This window comes from Afipia felis ATCC 53690, assembly GCF_000314735.2.
Taxonomy (GTDB): Bacteria; Pseudomonadota; Alphaproteobacteria; order Rhizobiales; family Xanthobacteraceae; genus Afipia; species Afipia felis.
In genome coordinates, this window is the sequence record NZ_KB375270.1 from 3,650,848 (window position 1) to 3,673,467 (window position 22,620).

At 59.6% G+C, this 22,620-nt stretch carries 19 protein-coding genes; 14 read left to right on the plus strand and 5 right to left on the minus strand.

Features of this window, described 5'->3' with window-relative positions; translation table 11 throughout:
* Positions 1–6 precede the first annotated feature (6 nt).
* A complete protein-coding gene (locus HMPREF9697_RS17460) occupies positions 7–1,056 on the minus strand; it encodes a tellurite resistance/C4-dicarboxylate transporter family protein (protein WP_002718570.1) in 1,050 nt (349 codons plus the stop codon).
* A gap of 214 nt (positions 1,057–1,270) precedes the next feature.
* Between HMPREF9697_RS17460 and HMPREF9697_RS17465 the strand changes: the two genes are divergently transcribed.
* Complete coding sequence (locus tag HMPREF9697_RS17465) at positions 1,271–2,317, plus strand: FAD-dependent oxidoreductase (protein WP_002718571.1); 1,047 nt, start codon at positions 1,271–1,273, stop codon at positions 2,315–2,317.
* A gap of 29 nt (positions 2,318–2,346) precedes the next feature.
* Here HMPREF9697_RS17465 and HMPREF9697_RS17470 read toward each other — a convergent pair whose 3' ends face one another.
* Complete coding sequence (locus tag HMPREF9697_RS17470; RefSeq protein ID WP_081602598.1) at positions 2,347–3,846, minus strand: UbiD family decarboxylase; 1,500 nt, start codon at positions 3,844–3,846, stop codon at positions 2,347–2,349.
* A gap of 135 nt (positions 3,847–3,981) precedes the next feature.
* Here HMPREF9697_RS17470 and ubiT point away from each other — a divergent pair, with 135 nt between their 5' ends.
* The 4 genes from ubiT to HMPREF9697_RS17490 are packed head-to-tail and all read left to right on the plus strand — an operon-like array spanning position 3,982 to position 6,911.
* Positions 3,982–4,536 carry a ubiquinone anaerobic biosynthesis accessory factor UbiT gene (ubiT, locus tag HMPREF9697_RS17475; protein ID WP_002718573.1) on the plus strand — a complete coding sequence of 185 codons (555 nt, stop codon included), beginning with the start codon at positions 3,982–3,984 and terminating at the stop codon, positions 4,534–4,536.
* On the plus strand, positions 4,527–5,504 hold the full coding sequence (ubiU, locus tag HMPREF9697_RS17480) for a ubiquinone anaerobic biosynthesis protein UbiU (protein WP_040308006.1): 978 nt from the start codon (positions 4,527–4,529) through the stop codon (positions 5,502–5,504). Before ubiT ends, ubiU begins: the two co-directional genes overlap by 10 nt.
* Before the next feature lie 49 nt (positions 5,505–5,553).
* The gene (ubiV, locus tag HMPREF9697_RS17485; protein WP_002718575.1) at positions 5,554–6,489 is read left to right on the plus strand and encodes a ubiquinone anaerobic biosynthesis protein UbiV; all 936 of its coding nucleotides are present in this window, start codon (positions 5,554–5,556) and stop codon (positions 6,487–6,489) included.
* A 17-nt stretch (positions 6,490–6,506) separates the two neighbouring features.
* Positions 6,507–6,911 carry a hypothetical protein gene (locus HMPREF9697_RS17490; protein WP_002718576.1) on the plus strand — a complete coding sequence of 135 codons (405 nt, stop codon included), beginning with the start codon at positions 6,507–6,509 and terminating at the stop codon, positions 6,909–6,911.
* A 9-nt stretch (positions 6,912–6,920) separates the two neighbouring features.
* Here the strand turns inward: HMPREF9697_RS17490 and hemN are convergent, their stop codons facing one another.
* The 3 genes from hemN to HMPREF9697_RS17505 all read right to left on the minus strand — a co-directional run bounded on the left by hemN (position 6,921) and on the right by HMPREF9697_RS17505 (position 10,559).
* Positions 6,921–8,270 carry an oxygen-independent coproporphyrinogen III oxidase gene (gene hemN / locus HMPREF9697_RS17495; protein WP_040308007.1) on the minus strand — a complete coding sequence of 450 codons (1,350 nt, stop codon included), beginning with the start codon at positions 8,268–8,270 and terminating at the stop codon, positions 6,921–6,923.
* A gap of 52 nt (positions 8,271–8,322) precedes the next feature.
* Complete coding sequence (locus tag HMPREF9697_RS17500; RefSeq protein ID WP_002718578.1) at positions 8,323–9,639, minus strand: molybdopterin molybdotransferase MoeA; 1,317 nt, start codon at positions 9,637–9,639, stop codon at positions 8,323–8,325.
* A 221-nt stretch (positions 9,640–9,860) separates the two neighbouring features.
* Positions 9,861–10,559, minus strand: a complete 699-nt coding sequence (locus tag HMPREF9697_RS17505; protein WP_002718579.1) for a cyclic nucleotide-binding domain-containing protein — start codon at positions 10,557–10,559, stop codon at positions 9,861–9,863.
* Between the two features lie 204 nt (positions 10,560–10,763).
* Here HMPREF9697_RS17505 and HMPREF9697_RS17510 point away from each other — a divergent pair, with 204 nt between their 5' ends.
* Genes HMPREF9697_RS17510 through HMPREF9697_RS17550 form a run of 9 tightly spaced genes read left to right on the plus strand, consistent with a single transcriptional unit; the run spans position 10,764 to position 22,548 of the window.
* The gene (locus HMPREF9697_RS17510) at positions 10,764–13,505 is read left to right on the plus strand and encodes a nitrate/nitrite transporter (protein WP_002718580.1); all 2,742 of its coding nucleotides are present in this window, start codon (positions 10,764–10,766) and stop codon (positions 13,503–13,505) included.
* Between the two features lie 10 nt (positions 13,506–13,515).
* Positions 13,516–17,259 (plus strand): nitrate reductase subunit alpha, encoded by a 3,744-nt coding sequence (locus HMPREF9697_RS17515; protein WP_002718581.1) that lies wholly within the window; start codon positions 13,516–13,518, stop codon positions 17,257–17,259.
* A complete protein-coding gene (gene narH, locus HMPREF9697_RS17520; RefSeq protein WP_002718582.1) occupies positions 17,256–18,776 on the plus strand; it encodes a nitrate reductase subunit beta in 1,521 nt (506 codons plus the stop codon). Before HMPREF9697_RS17515 ends, narH begins: the two co-directional genes overlap by 4 nt.
* Entirely contained in the window at positions 18,776–19,477 is a 702-nt protein-coding gene (gene narJ, locus HMPREF9697_RS17525; RefSeq protein WP_040308008.1) for a nitrate reductase molybdenum cofactor assembly chaperone, read from the plus strand. The genes narH and narJ overlap by 1 nt, the downstream gene beginning before the upstream one ends.
* A 13-nt stretch (positions 19,478–19,490) precedes the next feature.
* Positions 19,491–20,243, plus strand: a complete 753-nt coding sequence (narI, locus tag HMPREF9697_RS17530; RefSeq protein WP_002718584.1) for a respiratory nitrate reductase subunit gamma — start codon at positions 19,491–19,493, stop codon at positions 20,241–20,243.
* Positions 20,244–20,248: 5 nt separating this feature from the next.
* Positions 20,249–21,073 (plus strand): peptidylprolyl isomerase, encoded by an 825-nt coding sequence (locus tag HMPREF9697_RS17535; protein WP_002718585.1) that lies wholly within the window; start codon positions 20,249–20,251, stop codon positions 21,071–21,073.
* Between the two features lie 14 nt (positions 21,074–21,087).
* Entirely contained in the window at positions 21,088–21,444 is a 357-nt protein-coding gene (locus tag HMPREF9697_RS17540) for a hypothetical protein (RefSeq protein ID WP_002718586.1), read from the plus strand.
* Entirely contained in the window at positions 21,441–22,013 is a 573-nt protein-coding gene (gene mog / locus HMPREF9697_RS17545; RefSeq protein WP_002718587.1) for a molybdopterin adenylyltransferase, read from the plus strand. Before HMPREF9697_RS17540 ends, mog begins: the two co-directional genes overlap by 4 nt.
* A complete protein-coding gene (locus tag HMPREF9697_RS17550) occupies positions 21,982–22,548 on the plus strand; it encodes a DUF2478 domain-containing protein (protein ID WP_002718588.1) in 567 nt (188 codons plus the stop codon). Before mog ends, HMPREF9697_RS17550 begins: the two co-directional genes overlap by 32 nt.
* Positions 22,549–22,620: the final 72 nt, after the last annotated feature.

Below are 22,620 nucleotides of genomic sequence, written 5' to 3' on the forward strand. Positions count from 1 at the left end.
GGGCCGTTAGTGCCGCAACCCGCGCGCCAGCGTGCGCAACATTCCGATGAACGTGATCGTCCACGCCACCAGCGCGACATAGAAAAATACGCGTGGGAGTCCGGCCAGAAAACCGAATTCCATGGCCCGGTCCATTTGCCAGGTACAAGCCGCATACATGCCGAGCGGGAACACCGCGCCCCAGTAAAGCGGATCGTATTCGAACGGAAATCTCTCATAACCGTAACGCCAGATGCCGAGCAGAAGTAGCATCGGTATCCACCATGTCCCGGTCGCCCAGTAGAATACCGTGAAGCCTTTCAGGAACGGCAACAGCGACGCCAGATAGGGTGCGTGCGGCGCGTTCAGAATGAGCAGGGAGCCGGCCAGTGTTGAAATCGCCATTGCCCCCATATTGATCCAGTAGGGTGGCGCGAGATCTCCGGGTGAAAATTCGAAGAACGCATAGCGATAGAAGATCAGCGACATCATCCAGATGTACAGCATGCCGCCCCATAGCCACATCGACAGAGCCATCAGATTGAGCTCAAGCCGATAGGGCTGACCCATGCGCGCGGCAAGCAATGCGCTGGATATGGAAAGAGCTTGTGTCGCGACGACTGCCAGCAGCCAGCCGCCATTGATGCCCTTGTCGAGCGTCGGCTTGCTGCGCTTCACGGTGAAGGCGGTAAAGATGGTGTAGGTCAGGCCGACCCAAAGCAGGATGGCGAACATCCATAATATCAAGCCAGCTGTGGTGTTCTCGTGGAGCACCATGAATTGGCTGGCCAGAATACCGGTGCCGGCAACTGTTGTGAAATAGCCGGGTCCGCGGAGATGGGCGACCATGTCGCCGAAGAAGCGACGCGGATAACGCCACGCCCTCAGGCCATAGAGCAAGCACAGGACGATGTATTGCGCGATGTTCAGATAAAACAGCGCGGTGGCGATGCTCGGATGCTCCATCATGAAGGCAGCCAGGGACACGATGCCTGTGGCCATCACCAGCCCGAAATAGGCGGGAGACAAATCTTCAAGATTTAAGACCAAGCCCCCTTTGCGAGGGGTGACGGTCATTGACGATCTCCTGGCTTTCGACGGATGGGTCCGCGCCCGCTGTTGGGTAGTATGAACTATACGACAATGGCATCGATGGGAATTTGTGTATGCGCAAAGAACGGTTTGTCGTCGTGATGTAGGTTGGACCAATGTTCGTGATCCGGTCGGATGAAAAAAGCGATCACCAATGCGAAGTGGAGGCGGTAACCGAGGTATCCGGTTCGGGACAGAGATGACGTTGAAAGAACCGCCTTCCCCGAAGGGAGTGTCTTCCGTCACCGTGATCGGCGCCGGTGTCGCGGGGAGCTGGCAGGCGCTGCTGTTTGCGTGTGCAGGCTATGATGTCACGCTGCTTGATCGCGACGACATCAAGATGACCTATGCGACCAGTCACTGGGCGGGGGGCATGCTGGCGCCGTGGTGTGAAGGCGAGGTATCCGAGCCGCTCATTACGGATCTCGGGACACGCTCGCTGGAGCTCTGGCGCCAGCATCTTCCCGACACGTCGTTTAATGGCTCGCTTGTCGTGGCACAGCCGCGTGATCGCTCGGATTTCGAGCGCTTCGCGCGACTGACGACAGGACATGATCGTCTCGACGCGAATGGCGTCGGCGAGCTTGAACCGGCGCTGTACGGACGGTTTCACGCGGGTCTGTTTTTTGCGGGGGAGGGGCATGTGGAGCCACGTGCCGTGCTGCCGCAACTGCATGCAAGGTTCGTGGCGGCTGGCGGTATCATCCGGTTTCAGTCGGAATGCGATCTCGATGAGCTTGCCCTTGAAACCGAAGGTATCGTGATTGACTGTCGCGGTCTTTCCGCCAGAGACAAGTTTTCAGATCTGCGCGGCGTCAAGGGCGAGATGGTTGTCGTCGAGGTGCAGGACTTCACGCTGTCGCGCCCAGTGCGCCTGCTTCATCCGCGCTGGCCGATTTATGTCATTCCGCGCGAAAATAACTGTTTCATGATCGGTGCGACCAGCATCGAAAGCGAAGATACGGCCGTCAGCTTGCGCTCAGTCGTTGAACTTCTGACGGCAGCCTCCACCGTTCATCCTGCGTTCGGGGACGCTTATATCCTTGAGATCGGTGCGGGGCTTCGGCCTGCGTTTCCGGATCATCTGCCGCGCATCGTCGTGAGCCGCCGAAAGATATCGGTGAATGGACTCTACCGCCACGGCTTCCTGTTAGCGCCAGCTCTTGCAGAGATGACGCTTTCTTATGTGCAGCGCGGATTCATCCATAACGAGGTGATGCGGTCTTCCTTCGAGGTGATATCGTGATGGGAAAGAGGTCCGTTCGCGCCTGAGGGTCAGTTAAGGCCGAGACGCTGCCAAAGCTCGTTCACGCGGGCGACGACGGCTTCATCTATGTCGAGGGCCCGTCCCCATTCGCGGTCCGTTTCGGGAGGCATTTTCGTGGTTGCATCGATGCCGACCTTGCCGCCGAGGCCAGGCTTGGGCGATGCGAAGTCGAGATAATCGATCGGCGTATCAGTCAGCGTGACGAGGTCGCGCGAGGGATCGGAGCGCGTGGCAACCGCCCACATCACATCGGACCAGTTGCGGACATTGATGTCCGGATCGACGAGGATCAGAAATTTTGTGTAAGTGAGCTGTGGCAGCATCGACCACAATGCGAGCATGACCCGACGCGCCTGCCCCGGATAGCGCTTTGAGATGGATGCAATGGCGATCCGGTACGAGCATGCTTCGGGAGGAAGCCACAGGTCCACGATCTCCGGAATCTTCTTCCTGAGCAGCGGGACAAGGAGCTCGTTAAAGACTTCGCCGATCCGGGATGGCTCGTCCGGCGGACGTCCAGTGAACGTCGAAATATAGATTGGCTTCCATCGCATGGTGATGGCGGACACGCGCATCACCGGGAAATTCTCGACGGCATTATAATAGCCGGTGTGGTCGCCGAACGGTCCTTCGGGAGCCGTTTCGTCGGGAGAGACGGTGCCTTCGATGACGATCTCGGCCTCCGCAGGAACCATCAGCGGAACGCTGATGCAGCGCGCGAGCGGCAGGCGCGCTCCACGCAGGAGACCCGCAAAACGAAATTCCGAGAGCGTTTCCGGCAGCGGAAGCGCCGCCGTAAGCATGGCAGCCGGATCGGCACCGATGGCGATCGCGACCGGCATGTCGAGACCGCGTGACTTCCACAGATGATGATGCCGGGCGCCGCCGCGATGAGCAAGCCAGCGCAGGATCAGACGATTGCGGTCAAGCACCTGCATTCTGTAGATGCCGACATTGATGTTGGCGTCCGTCTCATCATCGGGCGGTCTGGTGATGACCATCGGCCATGTGACGAGCGGAGCCGGTTCGCGTGGCCAGCAGATCTGGATCGGCAGCCGGCTGAGGTCGACTGAATCGTCCCGCCATACGATGTCGTGTATGGGTGCGGCTTCGACATGCCTGGGGCGCATTGCCATGATTCCGCGAGCAAGCGGCAGTTTAGCCATTGCGTCTGCGAGGCTGCGCGGAGGCTCTGGCTCGCTCAATTCTGCGAGCGCCTGACCGAGGTTCGGCAAATTCTCAGGATCGACACCGAGTCCCCAGGCAACGCGCTCCCGCGTACCGAACAGATTTACGAGGACAGGTATCTCTGTGGCCGCACCGTCGGCTTTGATAGGCGTTTCAAACAGCAGCGCCGGGCCATTATTCTGAAGAACGCGTCTGTGAATCTCGGTCATTTCATGGACAACCGAGACCGGCTCGCGGATGCGGACAAGTTGGTCTTTTTTCTCAAGGTAGGAGAGAAAGCTGCGCAGGCTTTTGAAAAGTGGCTGGTCTCGGCGCAACAGAGGCGTGATCTCCAAAAACTGTCTTTATGAGAGGCTTCCTGCGCCTTTCCTGAAGCAGAAGCTGCAAACATTCATTGTCCTCGAACAAGGAATTCACTTGATGCCGATGATATGAACACTTCAGAGGAGACTCTGATGCCGGCGTCTGGTCCGTTCATTTCGAGAGTGCCGCCGGTGCTGGCCTTTGTCGGGCAATACCTGCCGCTTTTGCCGTTGCAGCCGCTGCTTGGCTCATGCCTCCACGGTGTTCAGAAGCGTCATCCGCAGATCTTTGACCGCCTGGGCTCGCACGCTACGAAACGATTTGGGCTTGATCCGACGGACTTGCCTTTTGTCTTCGTGCTCGAGCCCGCGCGCGTGAATCCGAAAATCGTCGCGCTCAGGTCCTTGCCGCAACAGATCGATGTCAGGATTACGGGGACCATCGCAACGCTGATCGGCCTCGTCGATGGCTCCTGCGATGGCGACGCACTGTTTTTTTCCCGGAATATTCAGGTCGAGGGCGACATGGAGGCGGCAATCGCATTGCGTAATGCAATTGACGAAGCCGGGATCGACCTCGTCGCGGAATCCGTCGCATGGCTGGGGCCGTTGTCGCCTGTTGCCGCGCAGCTTCTGCAAGGAATCATCGGCAGGCCGCCCGGTCGGCAACGGAACGGCCTGGAGCGCGAGAGCCGATCATGGAATTGATCTGCCCTGCCGGGACGCCTGCTGCACTCAGGGCTGCTGTCGACGCGGGAGCAGATGCAGTGTATTGCGGGTTTCGCGACGAAACCAACGCGCGCAACTTCCCCGGCCTGAATTTTAGCCACGAAGAGTTGACGGCTGGAATTGCCTATGCCCATCGACACGGCGTCAAGGTTCTCATTGCGATCAATACATTCGCGCGGGCGGGTGCGGTGGATGTGTGGAAACGAGCGGTGGATGCTGCTGCGGAGGCTGGTGCGGATGCGCTGATCGTTGCCGATATCGGAGTTCTTGATTACGCGGTCCTGCACCACCCCGGTCAGCGCCTGCATCTGTCGGTCCAGGCGGCTGCTGCCAATCCGGATGCGATCGAGTTTTACGTGGAAGAGTTTGGGGTCCGCCGGGTTGTTCTGCCCCGGGTGCTGAGTGTGCCTGAGATCGCGGCAATCACGAAGGAGATCAGTTGCGAGACGGAAGTCTTCGTCTTTGGCGGCCTTTGCGTCATGGAGGAGGGGCGCTGTTCGCTCTCCTCCTACGCCACGGGAGAATCTCCGAACATGAACGGCGTCTGCTCGCCCGCAAGCCATGTTCATTATCGCGAGCTGGATGGGCATCTCATTTCGCGGCTTGGTGCCTTCACGGTCAACAGATTCTCCGCTGGAGAGTCCGCGGGATATCCGACCCTCTGCAAGGGCCGCTTCCAGACGGAGCACGGTGTTGGCTACCTTTTCGAGGATCCAGTGAGTCTTGATGCAACCGCCATGTTGCCGGAATTGCAAAGGGCTGGCGTAACGGCGCTCAAAATCGAGGGGCGCCAACGTGGACGTGCTTATATCGAGCGCGTGGTCCGCAGCTTTCGCCAGACCCTTACCGGACTGAAAGAGGATATTGCCGCTCCAGCCAACGATCTTGTCGCTCTCACCGAGGGCCAGTCGACAACGGCCGGAGCCTATCGCAAGAGCTGGCGATGATATCGTGTCTCCCAACAGTTGACGGCTTATCCCATGAAAGGCCGTGCCTATGCAGTTGACCCTCGGGCCTGTGCTCTACAACTGGCAAGCTGAGCAATGGCGGGATTTCTATTTCCGCATTGCCGAAGAGGCCCCGGTGGATGTGGTCATCGTCGGCGAAATTGTCTGTTCGAAACGTACGCCATTTTTCACAGAGCATATGCCTGCGGTGATCGAGCGGCTGGCAGCCTGCGGGAAGCAGGTTGTGCTCGGGTCCCTCATTCTTGTGTCGCTGCAACGGGAACGCCGGCAGATGGCGGACCTTGCTGCAAATACGGATTTCATGGTGGAGGCAAACGATGTCACTTGCCTTGGGTCGATTGGGGATCGTCCTCATGCGATCGGGCCGTTCGTGAACGTCTACAACGAGGAGACTGCGGCTTACTTCGCGGGACGAGGAGCTAAACGGATTTGCTTGCCGCCGGAATTGCCGATGGAATCGATTCGGACCATTGCAGCCGCTTTGCCTGGCGTGACGACGGAGATATTTGCCTTCGGCCGCGTGCCGCTTGCAATTTCCGCGCGCTGTTATCATGCCCGCCTTCACAAACTCTCCAAGGATAATTGCCGGTTCGTCTGTGAGAAAGATCCGGACGGGCTGCCCGTGGCAACGCTCGACGGCGAACCGTTCCTTGCCATGAACGGTGTTCAGACGATGTCCCATGCTTGCGTGAATTTGCTGGGAGATGTTGACGATCTCGATATGGCCAGGGTCGGCGCGCTTCGTCTGTCGCCGCAGCGATGCGACATGGTTGCCGTAGCCCGGATTTTTAGGGATGTGCTCGACGGGTGCCGGACCTACGAAGACGGTATGAGCGAACTCTTGCGCATCTATCCGGATGTGCCGTTCGCAAATGGATTTGTGCACGGACGGCCGGGGGCGGTGCTGTGTCCGCCAGTTGCGGGTAGAGGGCACAACGCAGAAGACAGGACATTATTATTTTAATGTAATTCGGAAGGGAGATGGCTGTGGTTGAGGATAACCATGTCGGAGAAACGCTGGATTTGATGGGACGGTTACAGGTTGTCCTGACGCGGATGGATCTCGATTGCAACTGTCGCGAAATTCTAAGCGAGGCTCTGGAGCGTTTCTCGGATCTTGAGTCGCGGCGTCTTTCGAGGCGATCACTGCTTCGTGCGCGCGACCACAAGGATCGTATCGACGCCCTTCTCATGCTGCTCTCGGATCTCGATCAGCTGACCGAGAACGAGAAGGATCGCACGGTTTTCGTGGAAATGGCGCTTTTATTTGAAGAGATTGGCCGTTCTGCAGAGGCTGGCGCGGCTGCCTTGCGCAGCATCGATCCGCAGAATCTGAATTGCCGACGCGATGATCTCGCCCGTGCAGTCAGCGTGCTCCGGCGATAGTCGTCGGGTTCAGACTGCCCGGCTATAGACCGGGCCGGACGGCCCGAGATGAGCGTCGAAGGCAGAAGCGACGCTGCGCACGAGATGCCGTGCGTCATCCTTGACCGAAAGCACCGGTCCCTCGAGGCAAGCGACACCGTCGTCGATCAACATGTGCAGGCGCTCTGAGTGAAGCACAGTCTCCGGCATCGTGCCGTATTTTGTGCAAACCTGTTTCAGATCGACACGAAAATCGCACATGATCCGCTCAATGATCTCTGCGCGCAGGCGATCGTCGGCGGTCAGCGTATAACCTTTCCGGATAGCCAGGTTGCCTTCACGGATTTGCGCACAATAGGCCCGCGGTGCAACCTCGTTCTGGACGTAACCTTGATTCAATCGTCCGATGGCGCTTGCGCCAAAGCCAATCAGGATATCGCTGCTGTCGGTCGTGTAGCCCTGAAAGTTTCGATGGAGATGCCCCTCCGCCTGTGCCGTTGCAAGGCTGTCGTTCGGAAGGGCAAAATGGTCAAGGCCAATCTGTCGATAGCCCGCGTTGGTCAAGCAATAGGCAATCATGTTCGCCTGAAGGTAGCGCTTCGTTCCGTCCGGAAGTGCGGCTTCGTCTATCTTGCGCTGATGCTTCTTGAACGTCGGGACGTGAGCATAACCGAAGACGGAAAGACGATTGGGACGGAGCTGCAGGCATTTTTGGGCGGTATCGAAGCACGATGCGACTGTTTGAAGGGGTAAGCCATATATCAGATCGAAATTGATGCTGCGGATGCCGGCTGCTCGCAATCCATCGGTCACTGCGGCGGTGTCTTCGAAGCTCTGAATGCGGTTGATGGCTAGCTGTACTGCGGGGTCGAAACTCTGAACACCGAGGCTGGCCCGCGTGATGCCGCTCGCGCTGAGTTCGAGTGACATTTCGCGGGTGAGCCTGCGCGGGTCGATCTCGATGGCGATTTCGGCGCCGGACAGAAAACTGAACTTCTGTCTCAGAAAATCAACGAGTCCTGAGAATTGAGCCGGCGTCATGATCGTCGGTGTTCCGCCGCCGAAATGGACTGAACCGACCTTCGGTGTCTGTCCGATATGGCTCGCCACCATATCGATTTCTTGCCGCAGCGCTGCGAGATATTCGGCGACGGGCTCATTGCGCCGAACGATGGTGGTGTTGCAACCGCAATACCAGCACATGGATTGGCAGAACGGGATATGCAGATAGAGCGATATCGTTTTCCCGTGAGGAATTTCTGCCAGCCAGCGGCCGTAAGTGTGCCGGGTGATCGAATCGGAGAAATGCGGTGCGGTTGGATAGCTCGTATAACGCGGCAGGCGCTCCTCGCCATACCGGCTATTCAGGTCGGGTCGCATATGGATGATGGAGGGAAGGGTCACGTGCGGGCCTCGCCATGCACAACTGAAATCAGTGTTTTGTGAGGGGAAACCATTCGACGGCATCGCCGCGCTTGATGTCTGCGCGATGAGGACCGATCACGACAAATCCTTCGGCCCTGCTCAGAAGAGCGAGTTTTCCGGAATTGGCTTTTGGCAGCAAATCCACGATTGGGGCTCCATTGGCACTGTAGCCGGTGAGAATGGCGGGCAGATAGGTTGACCGGCCAGGATGCGATGGCCAGACAAAATTCGCGATCGCAGGAGATGCAGGTTCTATCGGCTGCCTCAGGCCGGCCCACGTTCCCAACAGTCCCTCAACCACGGCACAAAACGTGGTGAAGACCGCGCCGGGATTGCCCGGGAGGCCGATATAAGCGGCTTGGCCGACCCGGCCGAGCGTGAGTGGTTTTCCTGGTTTGATCGCAACGCCGGAGACTACGATAGCCCCTTCGCACTGGCGAACAACGTCAGCCATATGGTCTTCGTCACCGACAGAAACGCCGCCCGTGGTAATCACCACGTCGGCATTCGCAATTGCATCACGCATGCGGGCGGACAAGGCTTTCGGGTCGTCATGGCAGGACCCAAGGTCGACAACGCTGATCCAGGCTTTATCCAACAGGCCGCGCAGAATGTAGCGATTGGAATTATAGATTTCGCCCAACGCGATGGTTTCACCGGGCTGGCGCAATTCTGACCCCGTCGAAAAGATGGCGACGCGGAGTTTCCTGAACACCTCGATCTTTGCTAGTCCAGCTGATGCAGTGACGCCCATTGCGCGCGGGTCCATCAGGCTGCCGCGAGTTATCAATGTAGCGCCAGCTTGAACGTCCTCGCCGCGAAGCCTGATATTTTCACCGCGCTGCGGAAGCCGAGAGATGACGATTGTATCACCCTCACGCTTGATCTCCTCCTGAGCGATAACAGTGTTCGCCCCGGGCGGAATTGGTGCTCCGGTTAGAATCCGGATCGCAGTGCCAGCCTGCACGGCAATTTCTTTTTCCGTTCGGCTGGCGGCGACCCGTCCGATGACAGTCAGTCGGACTGGCAGAAAGCCATTGAGATCGTCGACGTTGACTGCATAGCCATCCATCGCGCTGTGATCGAAACGGGGCAGCGGCGTCGGGGCCGTGAGAGGTTGCGCAAGAACCCGTCCGGAGGCGTCCTGCAAATCCACGGTTTCCACCTCTATCGGAAGCCTCAGCCTCATTCCTTTCTGGATCGCGAGATCCACCGGAATCAACCTGTCGTTCTTTCGATCGGCCGGCTGAGTAAGGCTTTCGTGCGGGTCAGAGCGGCGCTGTGGAGCGGCCGAAATCTCCGGCGATTCGTAAGGATGCTCCATCTGCACGCTCCATATGTCTTGCAGAGAGCGTAGCTCGATCCCGCAAGAGACTGCCGCGGGACAGCATTTAGCAGGCCTCCCGCCGCGTGCCTTGCGTTAGCGCAAAATCGTCCTGCCATTTCGCAATGGCCGGGCGACCGGATATCAATTCAGGCGCCGTTCGGAGGAGGCAGTGTCATGACGCAGGAATTGCCCCGAATTTCTCGAGGATTCTCGGCGGTTCATGATGTTGGATCGTCGATGAGCCGTTGAGGGCGCGCGAAGAGAATGAGTTGTTCTTTATCGTCGATGACGATTTCACGCCCTCTAATTCGCACGCCGTGTTCCGTCAGACAGGCAAGGCTTCGCGACAGATTTTCCCGCGTGGTGCCGATATGCGATGCCAGCGTGCTGCGGTCGAAGGGGACGACGACGTTTTTCTGCGGAGTATTTTTTTGGGCTTCAGTCAGGATCCAATTGGCCAGCCGCTCGACGCTGGACCTTGCCATATATCCTTTGAGCTTCTTGACGGAGCCGCGGTAGGCGAGTGCAAGTTCGGTAGCGATCATGCGGGCGAAGGCGACATCCTGATCGAAAACCTCGCGGATGCGCTTCGCCGGAATCAGCAAAACGCGCGATTCGACCAGCGTTCTTACCGAACTCAAATAGGGCTGTTCGCTGACAATGGCTGCGGGAATGAACGTGGAGACCGGGTGGACTAATGAGATTCCACATTCGCCGCCATCCTGTTCGGTATAGATTTCGGCGAGGCCATCGATCAGCACATGCAGGAAGTCAGCCTGGGTACCTTCATGTGTCAAAACGACCCCGGCTGGAAACTTCTGCAGCAAAGCAGCATCCAGCAATCGCTCCAGGTTCTCCGGACGCATTCCGGAAAACAGCGATAGCTCTTTCAGCTGTTCGATATCTTGATGGCGCAACGCCAGTGCTCCGCTTCATGATGGATGAAGTGTGATTTTTATCAATTTCAAGTACGGCAAGCGTCACGTTTCTAAGAGTATAGGATCACACAAGGGTGTGTACTTTCATATAAGTCAGGGCCGATGATCTTGGCTTGATCCAACGCAAATCAATTCCATGGCCCGGAAAGCAATCTCCGATCGAAACTGATTTGGAGATGCTCTGTGGGTGGACCCAGTCAAGGTAGCGCAACGCGAGGGCGGGCGCTTTGGCTTTCAACGATCTCGTTCACGATCTGCTTTGCGGTCTGGACGATCTTTTCCATCATCGGCATCAGCATCAAGCAGAAGCTCGGTCTCAACGAGACTGAGTTCGGCCTGTTGGTTGGCTTGCCGATCCTGAGCGGATCGCTTATTCGCCTCGTCCTCGGAGCGTGGACCGATCAGTATGGCGGGCGCCGCGTCAATACCATCGTGATGCTTGCGGCTGCGGTGGCGACTTACTTCCTCACCTGGGCGCACACCTATCCGCAATTTTTGATCGCCGCGTTCTTCGTCGGTATTGCGGGCGGCTCGTTCGCGGTCGGCGTCGCCTATGTCTCCCGGTTCTATCCGGCTGGGAAGCAGGGCACTGCGCTTGGCATTTTTGGCGCAGGCAATGTTGGTTCCGCGGTCACCAAGCTCCTTGCGCCGTTCGTCATGGTCGCGTTCGGCTGGCAGGCGGTCGCGCAGGTCTGGGCTGTGGTTCTTGCGGTGATGGCGGTCATCTTCTGGATCTTCGCGGAGGAAGATCCGGTGATGCGCGAACGGCGCGCGCGCGGCGAAAAGCCGAAGAGCATGTGGCTCGAATTCGCCCCGCTCAAGAATATTCAGGTCTGGCGCTTCTCGCTCTATTACTTCTTCGTGTTCGGTGCATTCGTGGCGCTCGCACTGTGGCTGCCGCAGTACCTCATCAATGTTTACGGCGTCGATCTCAAGGCCGCCGGCATGATCGCGGCGATGTTTTCGATCCCGGCGTCGATCTTTCGTGCCTATGGCGGCCATCTCGCTGACCGCTACGGCGCGCGGCGGGTGATGTACTGGTCGCTTCTGGTTGGCGTCGCCTGCACCTTCATCCTGTCCTATCCGCCGACGGATTACGTGGTGCGGACCGTGACCGGCTCGATGGGCTTCCATCTCGAAATGGGCGTGGTGCCGTTCACGGTGACGGTGTTCGTGCTCGGTTTCTTCATGGCGCTGGGCAAGGCGGCGGTGTTCAGGCACATCCCGGTTTATTACCCCAACAATGTTGGCGTGGTCGGCGGCCTTGTCGGCATGATCGGCGGCCTCGGTGGTTTCGTGCTGCCGATAGCTTTCGGCGCGCTGAATGATCTGACCGGGTTGTGGACCAGCTGCTTTATGCTGCTGTTCCTTATCGTCACCGTCTCGCTGCTCTGGATGCATCTGGCTGTGCGGCAGATGGAGCGCGGCCTCGCCGGCGAGGCGCTGAGGAAGCTGCCGCAATTCCCCGAAATGGAGGAGATCCACAAGCCCGAGCACATCGGCGCTTTGGCTGGCGTCGTGCTCACCGACTGGCGGCCGGAGGATCGCGAGTTCTGGGAAACCAAGGGGCGCGCTATCGCGCGGCGCAATCTGTGGATTTCAATTCCGGCGCTGCTGCTGTCGTTCGCCATCTGGCAGGTCTGGTCGGTGGTGGTGGCGAAGCTGCCTTCGGTCGGGTTCAAGTTCACCACGGCGGAGTTGTTCTGGCTGGCGGCGCTGCCGGGTATCTCCGGCGCGGTGCTGCGCGTGTTCTACTCGTTCATGGTGCCGATTTTCGGCGGGCGACTATGGACGACGCTGGCGACATGGTCGCTGATGATCCCGGCGGTCGGCATCGGCTATGCGGTGCAGAACCCTTCGACACCTTACGTCGTGTTCCTGGCACTGGCGCTGTTATGCGGCTTCGGCGGCGGCAACTTTGCGTCCTCGATGGCCAATATCTCCTTTTTCTTCCCGCGTGCCGAGAAAGGCAACGCGCTCGCGCTGAATGCCGGCCTCGGCAATCTGGGCGTCAGCGTGGTGCAGTTCGTGGTGCCGCTCGTCATTACGGTTGGCGTACTCGGCTGGTTCGGCGGCGACCCGGTGATGGTGGCGGACGGCCCACGTCAGGTGCCGATGTGGCTGCAGAACGCCGGGTTCGTCTGGGTGCCCTTCATCGCCGCCAGCGCATTCGCTGCGTGGTTCGGCATGAACGATATCGCCTCAGCCAAGGCTTCGTTCTCCGATCAGGCGGTGATCTTCCAGCGCAAGCATAACTGGGTGATGTGCTGGCTCTACACCGGCACGTTCGGCTCCTTCATCGGTTACTCCGCGGGCTTCCCGCTGCTGGCGAAGGTTCTGTTCCCGAACATCAATGTGTTGCCGTTCGTCTTCCTCGGGCCGCTGGTCGGCGCGCTGTCGCGCTCGGCGACCGGCTGGATCGCGGACAAGTGGGGCGGCGGCCGCGTCACGCTGTGGGTGTTCGTGACGATGATGGCGGGCGTACTCGGGATTCTCTACTTCACCGGCATCAGGGAGCAGCCCGGCGCGTTCTGGGGATTCTTCGCGATGTTCCTCCTGATGTTCTTCGCCACCGGCGTCGGCAATGCGTCGACCTTCCAGATGATCCCGAACATCATGCGCAAAGAGATGGATCGCCTGATGCCGGAAGCCGACGCTGTCGCTCGCGCACGTCAGACGGAGAAGGAATCCGCCGCGATTACCGGATTTACCTCGGCGATCGCCGCATTCGGCGCGTTCTTCATCCCGAAGTCGTTCGGTACGTCGATCGACATGACCGGCGGCGTGGAAGCGGCGCTGTGGGGATTCTTCATCTTCTACGTCACCTGCGTAGCGATCACCTGGGCTGTCTACACTCGCAAGGGCGGCCTGCTTCATGACATCGAGCGGCGTGGTGCAACGGCGGTTGCCCAGCCGGCGCAGTAAGGAGAGGCTGATGAGCCATTTTCTAGACAGGCTTTCGTTCTTCACGAAAACCAGAACCGAGTTCGCCGGCGGTCACGGCATCACCACGACGGAAGACAGGTCGTGGGAGGACGGCTACCGCAAGCGCTGGCAGCACGACAAGATCGTGCGTTCCACGCATGGCGTGAACTGCACGGGCTCCTGCTCGTGGAAGGTCTATGTCAAGGGCGGCATCGTCACCTGGGAAACCCAGCAGACCGACTATCCGCGCACGCGGCCCGATCTGCCGAACCACGAACCCCGCGGCTGTCCGCGCGGTGCGAGCTATAGCTGGTACCTGTATTCCGGTAACCGCGTGAAATATCCGCTGGTGCGCTCACGCCTGCTCAAGCTGTGGCGCGCGGCGCGTGCGACGCTGACGCCGGTGGCGGCGTGGAAGTCGATTGTCGAGAATCCAGAAAAACGCGCCGCCTACACCAAGCGGCGCGGCCTCGGCGGTTTCGTGCGGGCAAACTGGGATGAGGTCAACGAGATCATCGGTGCGGCGAATGCCTACACGGTGAAGGCTCATGGTCCGGATCGCGTGTTCGGCTTCTCGCCGATCCCGGCGATGTCGATGGTGAGCTACGCCTCAGGCGCGCGTTACCTGTCGCTGCTCGGCGGCGTCTGCATGTCATTCTATGACTGGTACTGCGACCTGCCGCCGGCTTCGCCACAGACCTGGGGCGAGCAGACCGACGTTCCGGAAAGCGCCGACTGGTACAATGCGGGCTTCCTGATCCTGTGGGGCTCCAACGTGCCGCAGACGCGCACGCCGGATGCGCACTTCTACACCGAGGCGCGTTACAAGGGCGCCAAGAGCGTGGTGATCTGCCCGGACTATTCCGAGGCGTCGAAATTTGCCGACATGTGGATGTCGCCGAAGCAGGGTACCGATGCGGCGGTGGCGATGGCGATGGGCCATGTCATCCTGCGCGAATTCCATATCGACAAGAAGACCGCATATTTTGACGACTATATGCGCCGCTACAGCGACATGCCGATGCTGGTGCGTCTGGTGAAGCAGGGCGATCATTACATTCCGGATCGCTTCGTGCGCGCGTCGGATTTTGTCGACGGCCTCAACGAGGCCAATAATCCGGAGTGGAAGACAGTCGCCTATGACGAGGCCAGTGGCGGCATCGTTGCGCCGAATGGCTCGATTGGTTTCCGCTGGGGCGAGAAGGGCAACTGGAATCTCGAGGAGAAGGCAGCGGGCGGCGATACCAGGCTGCGAATGTCACTGATGGATATTCAGGACGATGTCGCCAAGGTCGGATTCCCGTATTTCGGTAATCGCGAGCATGACCATTTTCGCGGCACGGATCATCCGGGCGTGCTGACCCGCAACATTCCGGTGAAGATGCTGCAACTTGCCGATGGCGAGACGCCGGTTGCTTCGGTGTTTGATCTGTTCGTCGCCAATTACGGTATCGATCGCGGGCTCGGCGGCGAGAACATCGCCAAGGGTTACGACGAGATCGAGCCCTATACGCCGGCCTGGGCGGAGCAGATCAGCGGCGTGCCGCGCGAGCAGATCATCACGGTGGCGCGCGAGTTCGCGCGCAATGCCGAGAAGACCAACGGCCGTTCGATGGTGATCGTCGGCGCCGGGCTTAATCACTGGTACCACATGGACATGAACTACCGCGGCATCATCAATATGCTGGTGATGTGCGGTTGTGTCGGCCAGTCCGGCGGCGGCTGGTCGCATTATGTCGGTCAGGAAAAGCTGCGGCCGCAGTCCGGCTGGGTGCCGCTGACTTTCGGTCTCGACTGGAGCAGGCCGCCGCGTCAGATGAACTCGACCTCGGCTTTCTACGCGCATACCGATCAGTGGCGTTACGAGACGCTCGACGTCAAGGACGTGCTGTCGCCGACCGCGCCGATGGGGCCGTGGGATGGTGCGCTGATCGACTACAACGTGCGCGCCGAGCGCATGGGCTGGTTGCCGTCCGCGCCGCAGCTTCAGACCAACCCGCTTGAAGTCGCCAAGCAGGCGGCGGCATCGGGACTGGAAGCCAAGGACTATGTTGCCAAGGCGCTGAAGTCCGGCGAGTTGAAGATGTCCTGCGAAGACCCGGACAATCCGAAGAACTGGCCGCGCAATCTGTTCGTCTGGCGCTCCAACCTGCTCGGCGCGTCGGGCAAGGGGCACGAATATTTCCTCAAGCATTTGCTCGGCACCAGTCATGGCGTGATCGGCAAGGATCTCGGCGATGTCGGCGGCCGCAAGCCGTCCGAGGTTGCCTGGCACGAGGAGGCGCCGGAAGGAAAGCTCGACCTGCTCGTCACGCTCGACTTCCGCATGTCCACCACCTGCATGTACTCGGACATCGTGTTGCCGACCGCGACTTGGTACGAGAAGAACGATCTCAACACCTCGGACATGCATCCCTTCATCCACCCGTTGACCGCTGCGGTCGATCCGGTGTGGGAGTCGCGTAGCGACTGGGAGATCTACAAGGGCATCGCGAAGTCATTCTCGAAGGTCGCCCCCGAGGTACTCGGCGTCGAGAAGGACGTGGTGCTCACGCCGATCATGCACGACTCGCCGGGCGAGATCGCGCAGCCGCTTGACGTCAAGGATTGGAAGAAAGGCGAGATCGATCCGATCCCCGGCAAGACTATGCCGGCGGTCGTCGTGGTCGAGCGCGACTATCCGAATCTCTACAAGCAGTTCACCTCGCTCGGTCCGCTGATGAGCAAGCTCGGCAATGGCGGCAAGGGTATGAACTGGAACACCGAGCATGAGGTCGAACTGCTCAAGCGCCTCAACGGCGTCGTGACCGAGGAGGGTCTGAGCAAGGGGCTACCGAAGATCGAGACGGACATCGACGCCTGCGAGGTGCTGCTATCGCTTGCGCCGGAGACCAATGGTGAGGTTGCCGTGAAGGCGTGGAGTTCGCTGGGGACCTTCACCGGCCGCGACCATACCCATCTCGCGATCCCGAAGGAGGACGAGAAGATTCGCTTCCGCGACGTGGTCGCGCAACCGCGCAAGATCATCTCGTCGCCGATATGGTCAGGACTCGAGTCGGAAAGCGTCTGCTACAACGCCTGCTACACCAATGTCCACGAGTTGATCCCGTGGCGCACGCTGACCGGCCGTCAGCAGCTCTATCAGGATCATCTGTGGATGCGGGCATTCGGTGAGGGGTTCTGCGTCTACCGTCCGCCAATCGACACTAGATCAGTGCGGCCGGTGATCGATCGCAAGCCGAACGGCAACAAATCGGTGGTGCTGAACTTCCTGACGCCGCACCAGAAGTGGGGCATCCACTCGACCTACACCGACAATCTTCTGATGCTGACGCTGTCGCGCGGCGGGCCGATCGTCTGGATCAGCGAGGCCGACGCGAAGAACGCCGGCATCGTCGATAACGACTGGATCGAGGTGTTCAACACCAACGGTGCGCTGGTCGCGCGCGCGGTGGTGTCGCAGCGTGTCCGTCAGGGCATGTGCATGATGTATCACGCGCAGGAGAAGATCGTGAACATGCCGGGCTCCGAGCAGACCGGCCAGCGAGGCGGCATCCATAATTCGGTGACGCGGGTCGTGCTCAAGCCGACCCACATGATCGGTGGGTATGCGCAGCAGGCTTACGGCTTCAATTATTACGGCACCGTCGGCTCCAACCGCGATGAATTCGTGATCGTCCGCAAGATGACAAAGGTGGACTGGCTGGACGAGCCGGTCGCCACATCGGGCACAAGCCTGGAGGCCGCAGAATGAAAATCCGTGCCCAGATCGCAATGGTGCTCAATCTCGACAAGTGCATCGGGTGCCACACCTGTAGCGTGACCTGCAAGAACGTCTGGACCAGCCGCGAAGGCATGGAATACGCTTGGTTCAACAACGTCGAAACCAAGCCCGGCATCGGTTATCCGAAAGACTGGGAAAACCAGAAACGCTGGAAGGGCGGTTGGGTGCGCCGGCGCGACGGTTCGATCGCACCGCGCATCGGTGGGAAATGGCGCGTGCTGGCGAACATCTTCGCCAACCCCGATCTGCCGGAGATCGACGACTACTACGAGCCCTTTACCTACGATTACGAGCATCTGCAGTCCGCGCCGGACATGAAGGCGATGCCGACCGCGCGGCCGCGTTCGCTGGTTTCCGGTGAGCGGCTGGAGAAAATCCAGTGGGGGCCGAACTGGGAGGAAATCCTTGGCGGCGAGTTCGCCAAGCGCTCGAAGGACTACAATTTTGATGGCGTGCAGAAGGACATCTACGGCCAGTTCGAAAACACCTTCATGATGTATCTGCCGCGGTTGTGCGAGCATTGCCTCAACCCGACCTGCGTTGCATCATGTCCGTCCGGCGCGATCTATAAGCGCGAGGAGGATGGCATCGTCCTGATCGATCAGGATAAGTGCCGCGGTTGGCGCATGTGCGTCTCCGGGTGTCCCTACAAGAAGATTTATTACAACTGGTCGTCAGGAAAATCCGAGAAGTGCATCTTCTGCTATCCTCGCATCGAGGCGGGGCAGCCGACGGTATGCTCGGAGACCTGCGTTGGTCGTATCCGCTACCTCGGCGTCGTGCTCTATGATGCCGACCGCATCGCGGAGGCTGCCAGCAAACCGGATGAGCGCGATCTCTATCAGGCGCAGCTCGACGTGTTTCTCGATCCCAACGATCCCTCGGTGATTGCGGAAGCGGAGCGTCAGGGCATTCCGCATGCCTGGCTGGAGGCGGCCAAGGCATCGCCGATCTGGAAGATGGCGATGGAATGGAAGGTCGCGTTCCCGCTGCACCCGGAATACCGCACGCTGCCGATGGTCTGGTATGTACCGCCGCTGTCGCCGATCACCTCAGCAGCATCGGCTGGCAAGATCGGTCTCGATGGTGAAATGCCGGATGTCCGCTCGCTGCGTATTCCGATGCGGTATCTCGCCAACCTCTTGACCGCAGGCAACGAGGAGCCGGTGGCGCTGGCCCTCGAGCGCATGCTGGCTATGCGCGCCTACATGCGCGCCAAGACGGTAGACGGCGTGATCGATGAGGCCATTGCGGCGCGCGTCGGCCTCAAGGGCGCGCAGATCGACGAGATGTACAAGATCATGGCGCTCGCCAATTACGAGGACCGCTTCGTGATTCCGACCGCGCATCGCGAACTTGGCGCCGATGCCTACGACATGCGCGGCTCGTGCGGTTTTTCGTTTGGCAATGGCTGCGGTGGCGGTGAAACCGAGGTCAACCTGTTCGGCTCGCCTCGCAAGCCCAAGACTCCGATGGAGGTGGCATGATGAAAACATTCAAGGTGTTGTCTGCTCTTCTGACCTATCCTTCGGACGAGCTCGTCGCAGCCGCACCGCTGTTTGGCACCGTGCTGGATGATGAGGCGCTGGTGCCACTCGCCGCGCGCGAGAAGCTCGATGTGCTGATCGATGAGCTTGCGACCGGCGATCTCTACGATCTTCAGGAGCGCTATGGCCTGCTGTTCGACCGCAGTCGCTCGCTGGCGCTGCATCTGTTCGAGCATGTCCATGGCGAAAGCCGCGACCGTGGCCAGGCGATGGTCGATCTGAAAACGCTGTATGAGAACGCGGGCTTCTTCATCACCGCGAATGACCTGCCGGATTTCGTTCCGCTGTTCCTTGAATTTCTGTCGACCCAGCCGATTGCGACAGCGCGCGAACTCTTAGGGCAACCCGCGCACATTCTCGCTGCCATTGCCGAGCGCCTGGAGCGCCGGGAGTCGAACTACAAGGCTGTCTTCGATGCAATGGTTGCGATTGCCGAAGAACAGCCTGAGCGCGAAGCGGTCGAGGAGCTTTTGAAAGGACCGGACCCCGATCCGATGGACTTCGCCGCGCTCGACGCCGCGTGGGAAGAAGAGGAAGTCAAGTTTGGGCCGACCGCGCAGAGCGCTTCGTCATGCGGCCGCGACGGATTGCAGTCGCGGTTGCGACATGCCTCGCGCGCCATCAAGTCGCCGGCAGCCTGAGAAGGAGGGACAGATGTACACCACGCTCAATTCCATCGCCTTCGGCTGGTATCCGTATCTGTGCGCGTTTGTCTGCCTGTTCGGCAGTCTGTTTCGCTTTGACCGCGAGCAATATACCTGGCGCAGCGGTTCAAGCCAGCTTCTGCGCCGCCGTCAGTTGATGTGGGGCTCCAACCTGTTCCACGTCGGCATTCTGGTGATCTTCGGCGGCCATTTCGTCGGCCTGCTGACGCCGATCTGGGTGTTCGACATGATGGGCATCTCGCACAGCTTCAAGCAGATGCTGGCGATGGGCGCCGGTGGTATCGCCGGTCTGATGTGCCTTGTCGGCATTTCCCTTCTGACCCATCGCCGGTTGTTCGATCCGCGAATCCGCGCCAACTCGTCGTTCGGCGACACCGCGATCCTGCTGATTTTGTTCGCGCAGCTTTTGCTCGGCCTTGCCACCATTCCGGTGTCGGCCGGTCATCTCGACGGTCATGAAATGGTGAAGTTCATGAACTGGGCGCAGGCGATCGTCACGCTGCAGCCGGATGCTGCGAACTATGTTCTCGACGTGCATCCGATCTTCAAGGCGCACCTGATGCTCGGCATGACGATTTTCCTCGTCTTCCCGTTCACTCGCCTTGTGCACATCTGGAGCGCGCCAATTTGGTATCTCGGTCGTCGCGGCTATCAGGTTGTGCGCGCTCGTCCGGGTAATATTCCGGCGCCGGTCGCAGCAACCCGTATGCCCGCCCCACCGCCGATCCAGCCTGCGGAGTAGGGAGCATGGATTGTTCTGTCTCAAATGCCTTGCCGAAGCCAAAGGCAATCAGCGTCAACGGTGTGGTGATTTCCCGCGAGACCATCGCGCAGGAGGTACAGAACCATCCGGCGGATAAACCGATCCATGCCTGGCAGGCGGCGGCGCGCGCGCTCGTGGTGCGCGAACTGCTGTTGCAGGAAGCCACACGACTCGGAATCGCTACCGAGGCGCTGTCCGATCCGGATGGGCGCCGGGAAACCGCCGAGGAAGCCGCGATGCGCGCGCTGGTCGAGCGCGAGGTCAAAACGCCGGAGCCGGATGAGGCGGCCTGCCAGCGTTTCTACGAACAGAACATTCAGCGTTTCCGGCTCGGTGATCTTTACGAAGTCGCCCATATCCTCATCGCCGCGCCGCGTGGCGATCAGACGGCACGAGCATCAGCACGTGAGAGCGCCGAAACCATTCTTGCGGCGGTGAAGGCCGATCCGGCCGCCTTTGCTGACATGGCATCGAACCATTCGGCGTGTTCCACTTCGGCGGTGAATGGTGGCCGCCTCGGCCAGATCGCACGCGGCCAGACCGTGACCGAATTCGAGGCGGCGCTGGAGCGGATGCAACCGGGCGAGATGGCGATCGTCGAAACGCGTTATGGCTATCACGTGGTGCGACTGGATCGCCATGCGGTAGGGAAGACGTTGCCGTTCGAGCTCGCGAAAGAACGGATCGCGGGTTATCTCGCCGCCAGTGTCCAGCATCGTTCACTCGCGCAATACATCTCGATTCTTGCAGGCCAGGCCGAGATCACGGGTTTCTCGCTTGTCGGGACGGGCACGCCATTGGTGCAATAGAGGGAGCGCGGCACATGCAACTCGGTGAGGTGATACGCGGCTTTGAGGACGAAGCTAATGCCGCCGAAGCGCTGATTGCTTGTGGTGATGTGGCCTTGCTGGCCCGAGTCGATGCCATGACAAACCGGTTTGGCGAGACCGTCGGTGAGTATGCGTCCGGAGCGGTGCGCCGCTTTGCGAACCTTGCGGGCAGCGAGGACTGGCTTGGCTTGATGAACATCCTGGAGCGCGCCAGCGACCCGGGCAGCGGGTGCCTGACCTACATGGTTGGCTGGTCGCTGAAGCAGGATGAAGCGATGTCAGCCGTGTCGGACGAGGGTAGTCCTTCTCATGAAGGATGTACGTGCGGCGGACATGGAGGCTGCTCATGAGTCTTGACGGCGACAGGCCGGAAAATCTTGCCGGATCGAAAACACTGGCGCGGATCGGTGTCCTTGTCGTCTCGGATCGCGCAAGCGAGGGTGTTTACGAAGACAAGAGCGGAAAGGCGATTGGTGATTTTCTGAAGAAAGTAGTTCGTTCGAACTGGATCATCATCTTCAAGATTGTGCCCGACGGCGCCGAAAGCGTGGCCAGCGCATTGATCGAGCTATCGGACCGCGAAGACTGCGATCTGGTTTTGACGACGGGCGGTACCGGTCCGGCTCCACGCGATCTTACGCCTGAGGGAACACGAATGGTCATCAGCCGCGAGTTGGCCGGTTTTGGCGAATTGATGCGGCGGGTCAGTCTGGAGCATGTTCCAACCGCGATCCTGTCACGGCAGTTGGCTGGGACACGCAACCGCTCTTTGATTGTCAACCTGCCTGGCCGCCCAGCCGCCATTGAAGTCTGCCTCAATGCGATTTTTCCAGCCATCCCATATTGCCTCGAACTGATTGGGGCGCGCCGAATCGAGGTCGATTCCGATGTTTGCATTGCATTCCACCCGGGGAATTGAGCCAGTCCGGAAAAGTGCGTCCGATATTGGTGCGATCGTCTACGAGAACGACAGATATCCGGATGAGGTTTTCAAATGGATCGTCGGCGAATGCCGAGCCCGCGGTCTGGTACTGTCAGGCGTTCTGCAATACCCGGCGTTTGAGGGGGCGGACCAGAGTTGCGATGTTGTGCTCGAAGATATTGTAAGCGGGCGCCGTACTCTGTTGTTCGACGACCGTGGCCCGGGCGCGAGGGGATGTCGTCTCGATGTTGCGGCTTTGCTCGAAGCCGCAATGGAAATCGAGCGGAGCTTCGAGAATAACCCCTCGCTTCTTGTCCTGAACAAGTTCGGAAAAGTGGAGGCTGAGGGAGGAGGCATGTGCGGGCTGATCGCAAAGGCGCTTGAGCTCGGCATTCCTGTCGCGATCGGCGTTCCCGAACGTAACCTGGAGATTTGGCGAAGTTTCGCTGATGAGTTCTCGACCGAGTTGCCGGGAGACATCGATCAAATTGAGGGGTGGCTGGCGAGCCTCGGATATTGCTGTCCGCGATAGTAGAGAGGCTTTCTCGAAGAGTGAAGTGCGAGAACAAGAATGCAGAACGAACGTTCGTCACGGCAGAGATTG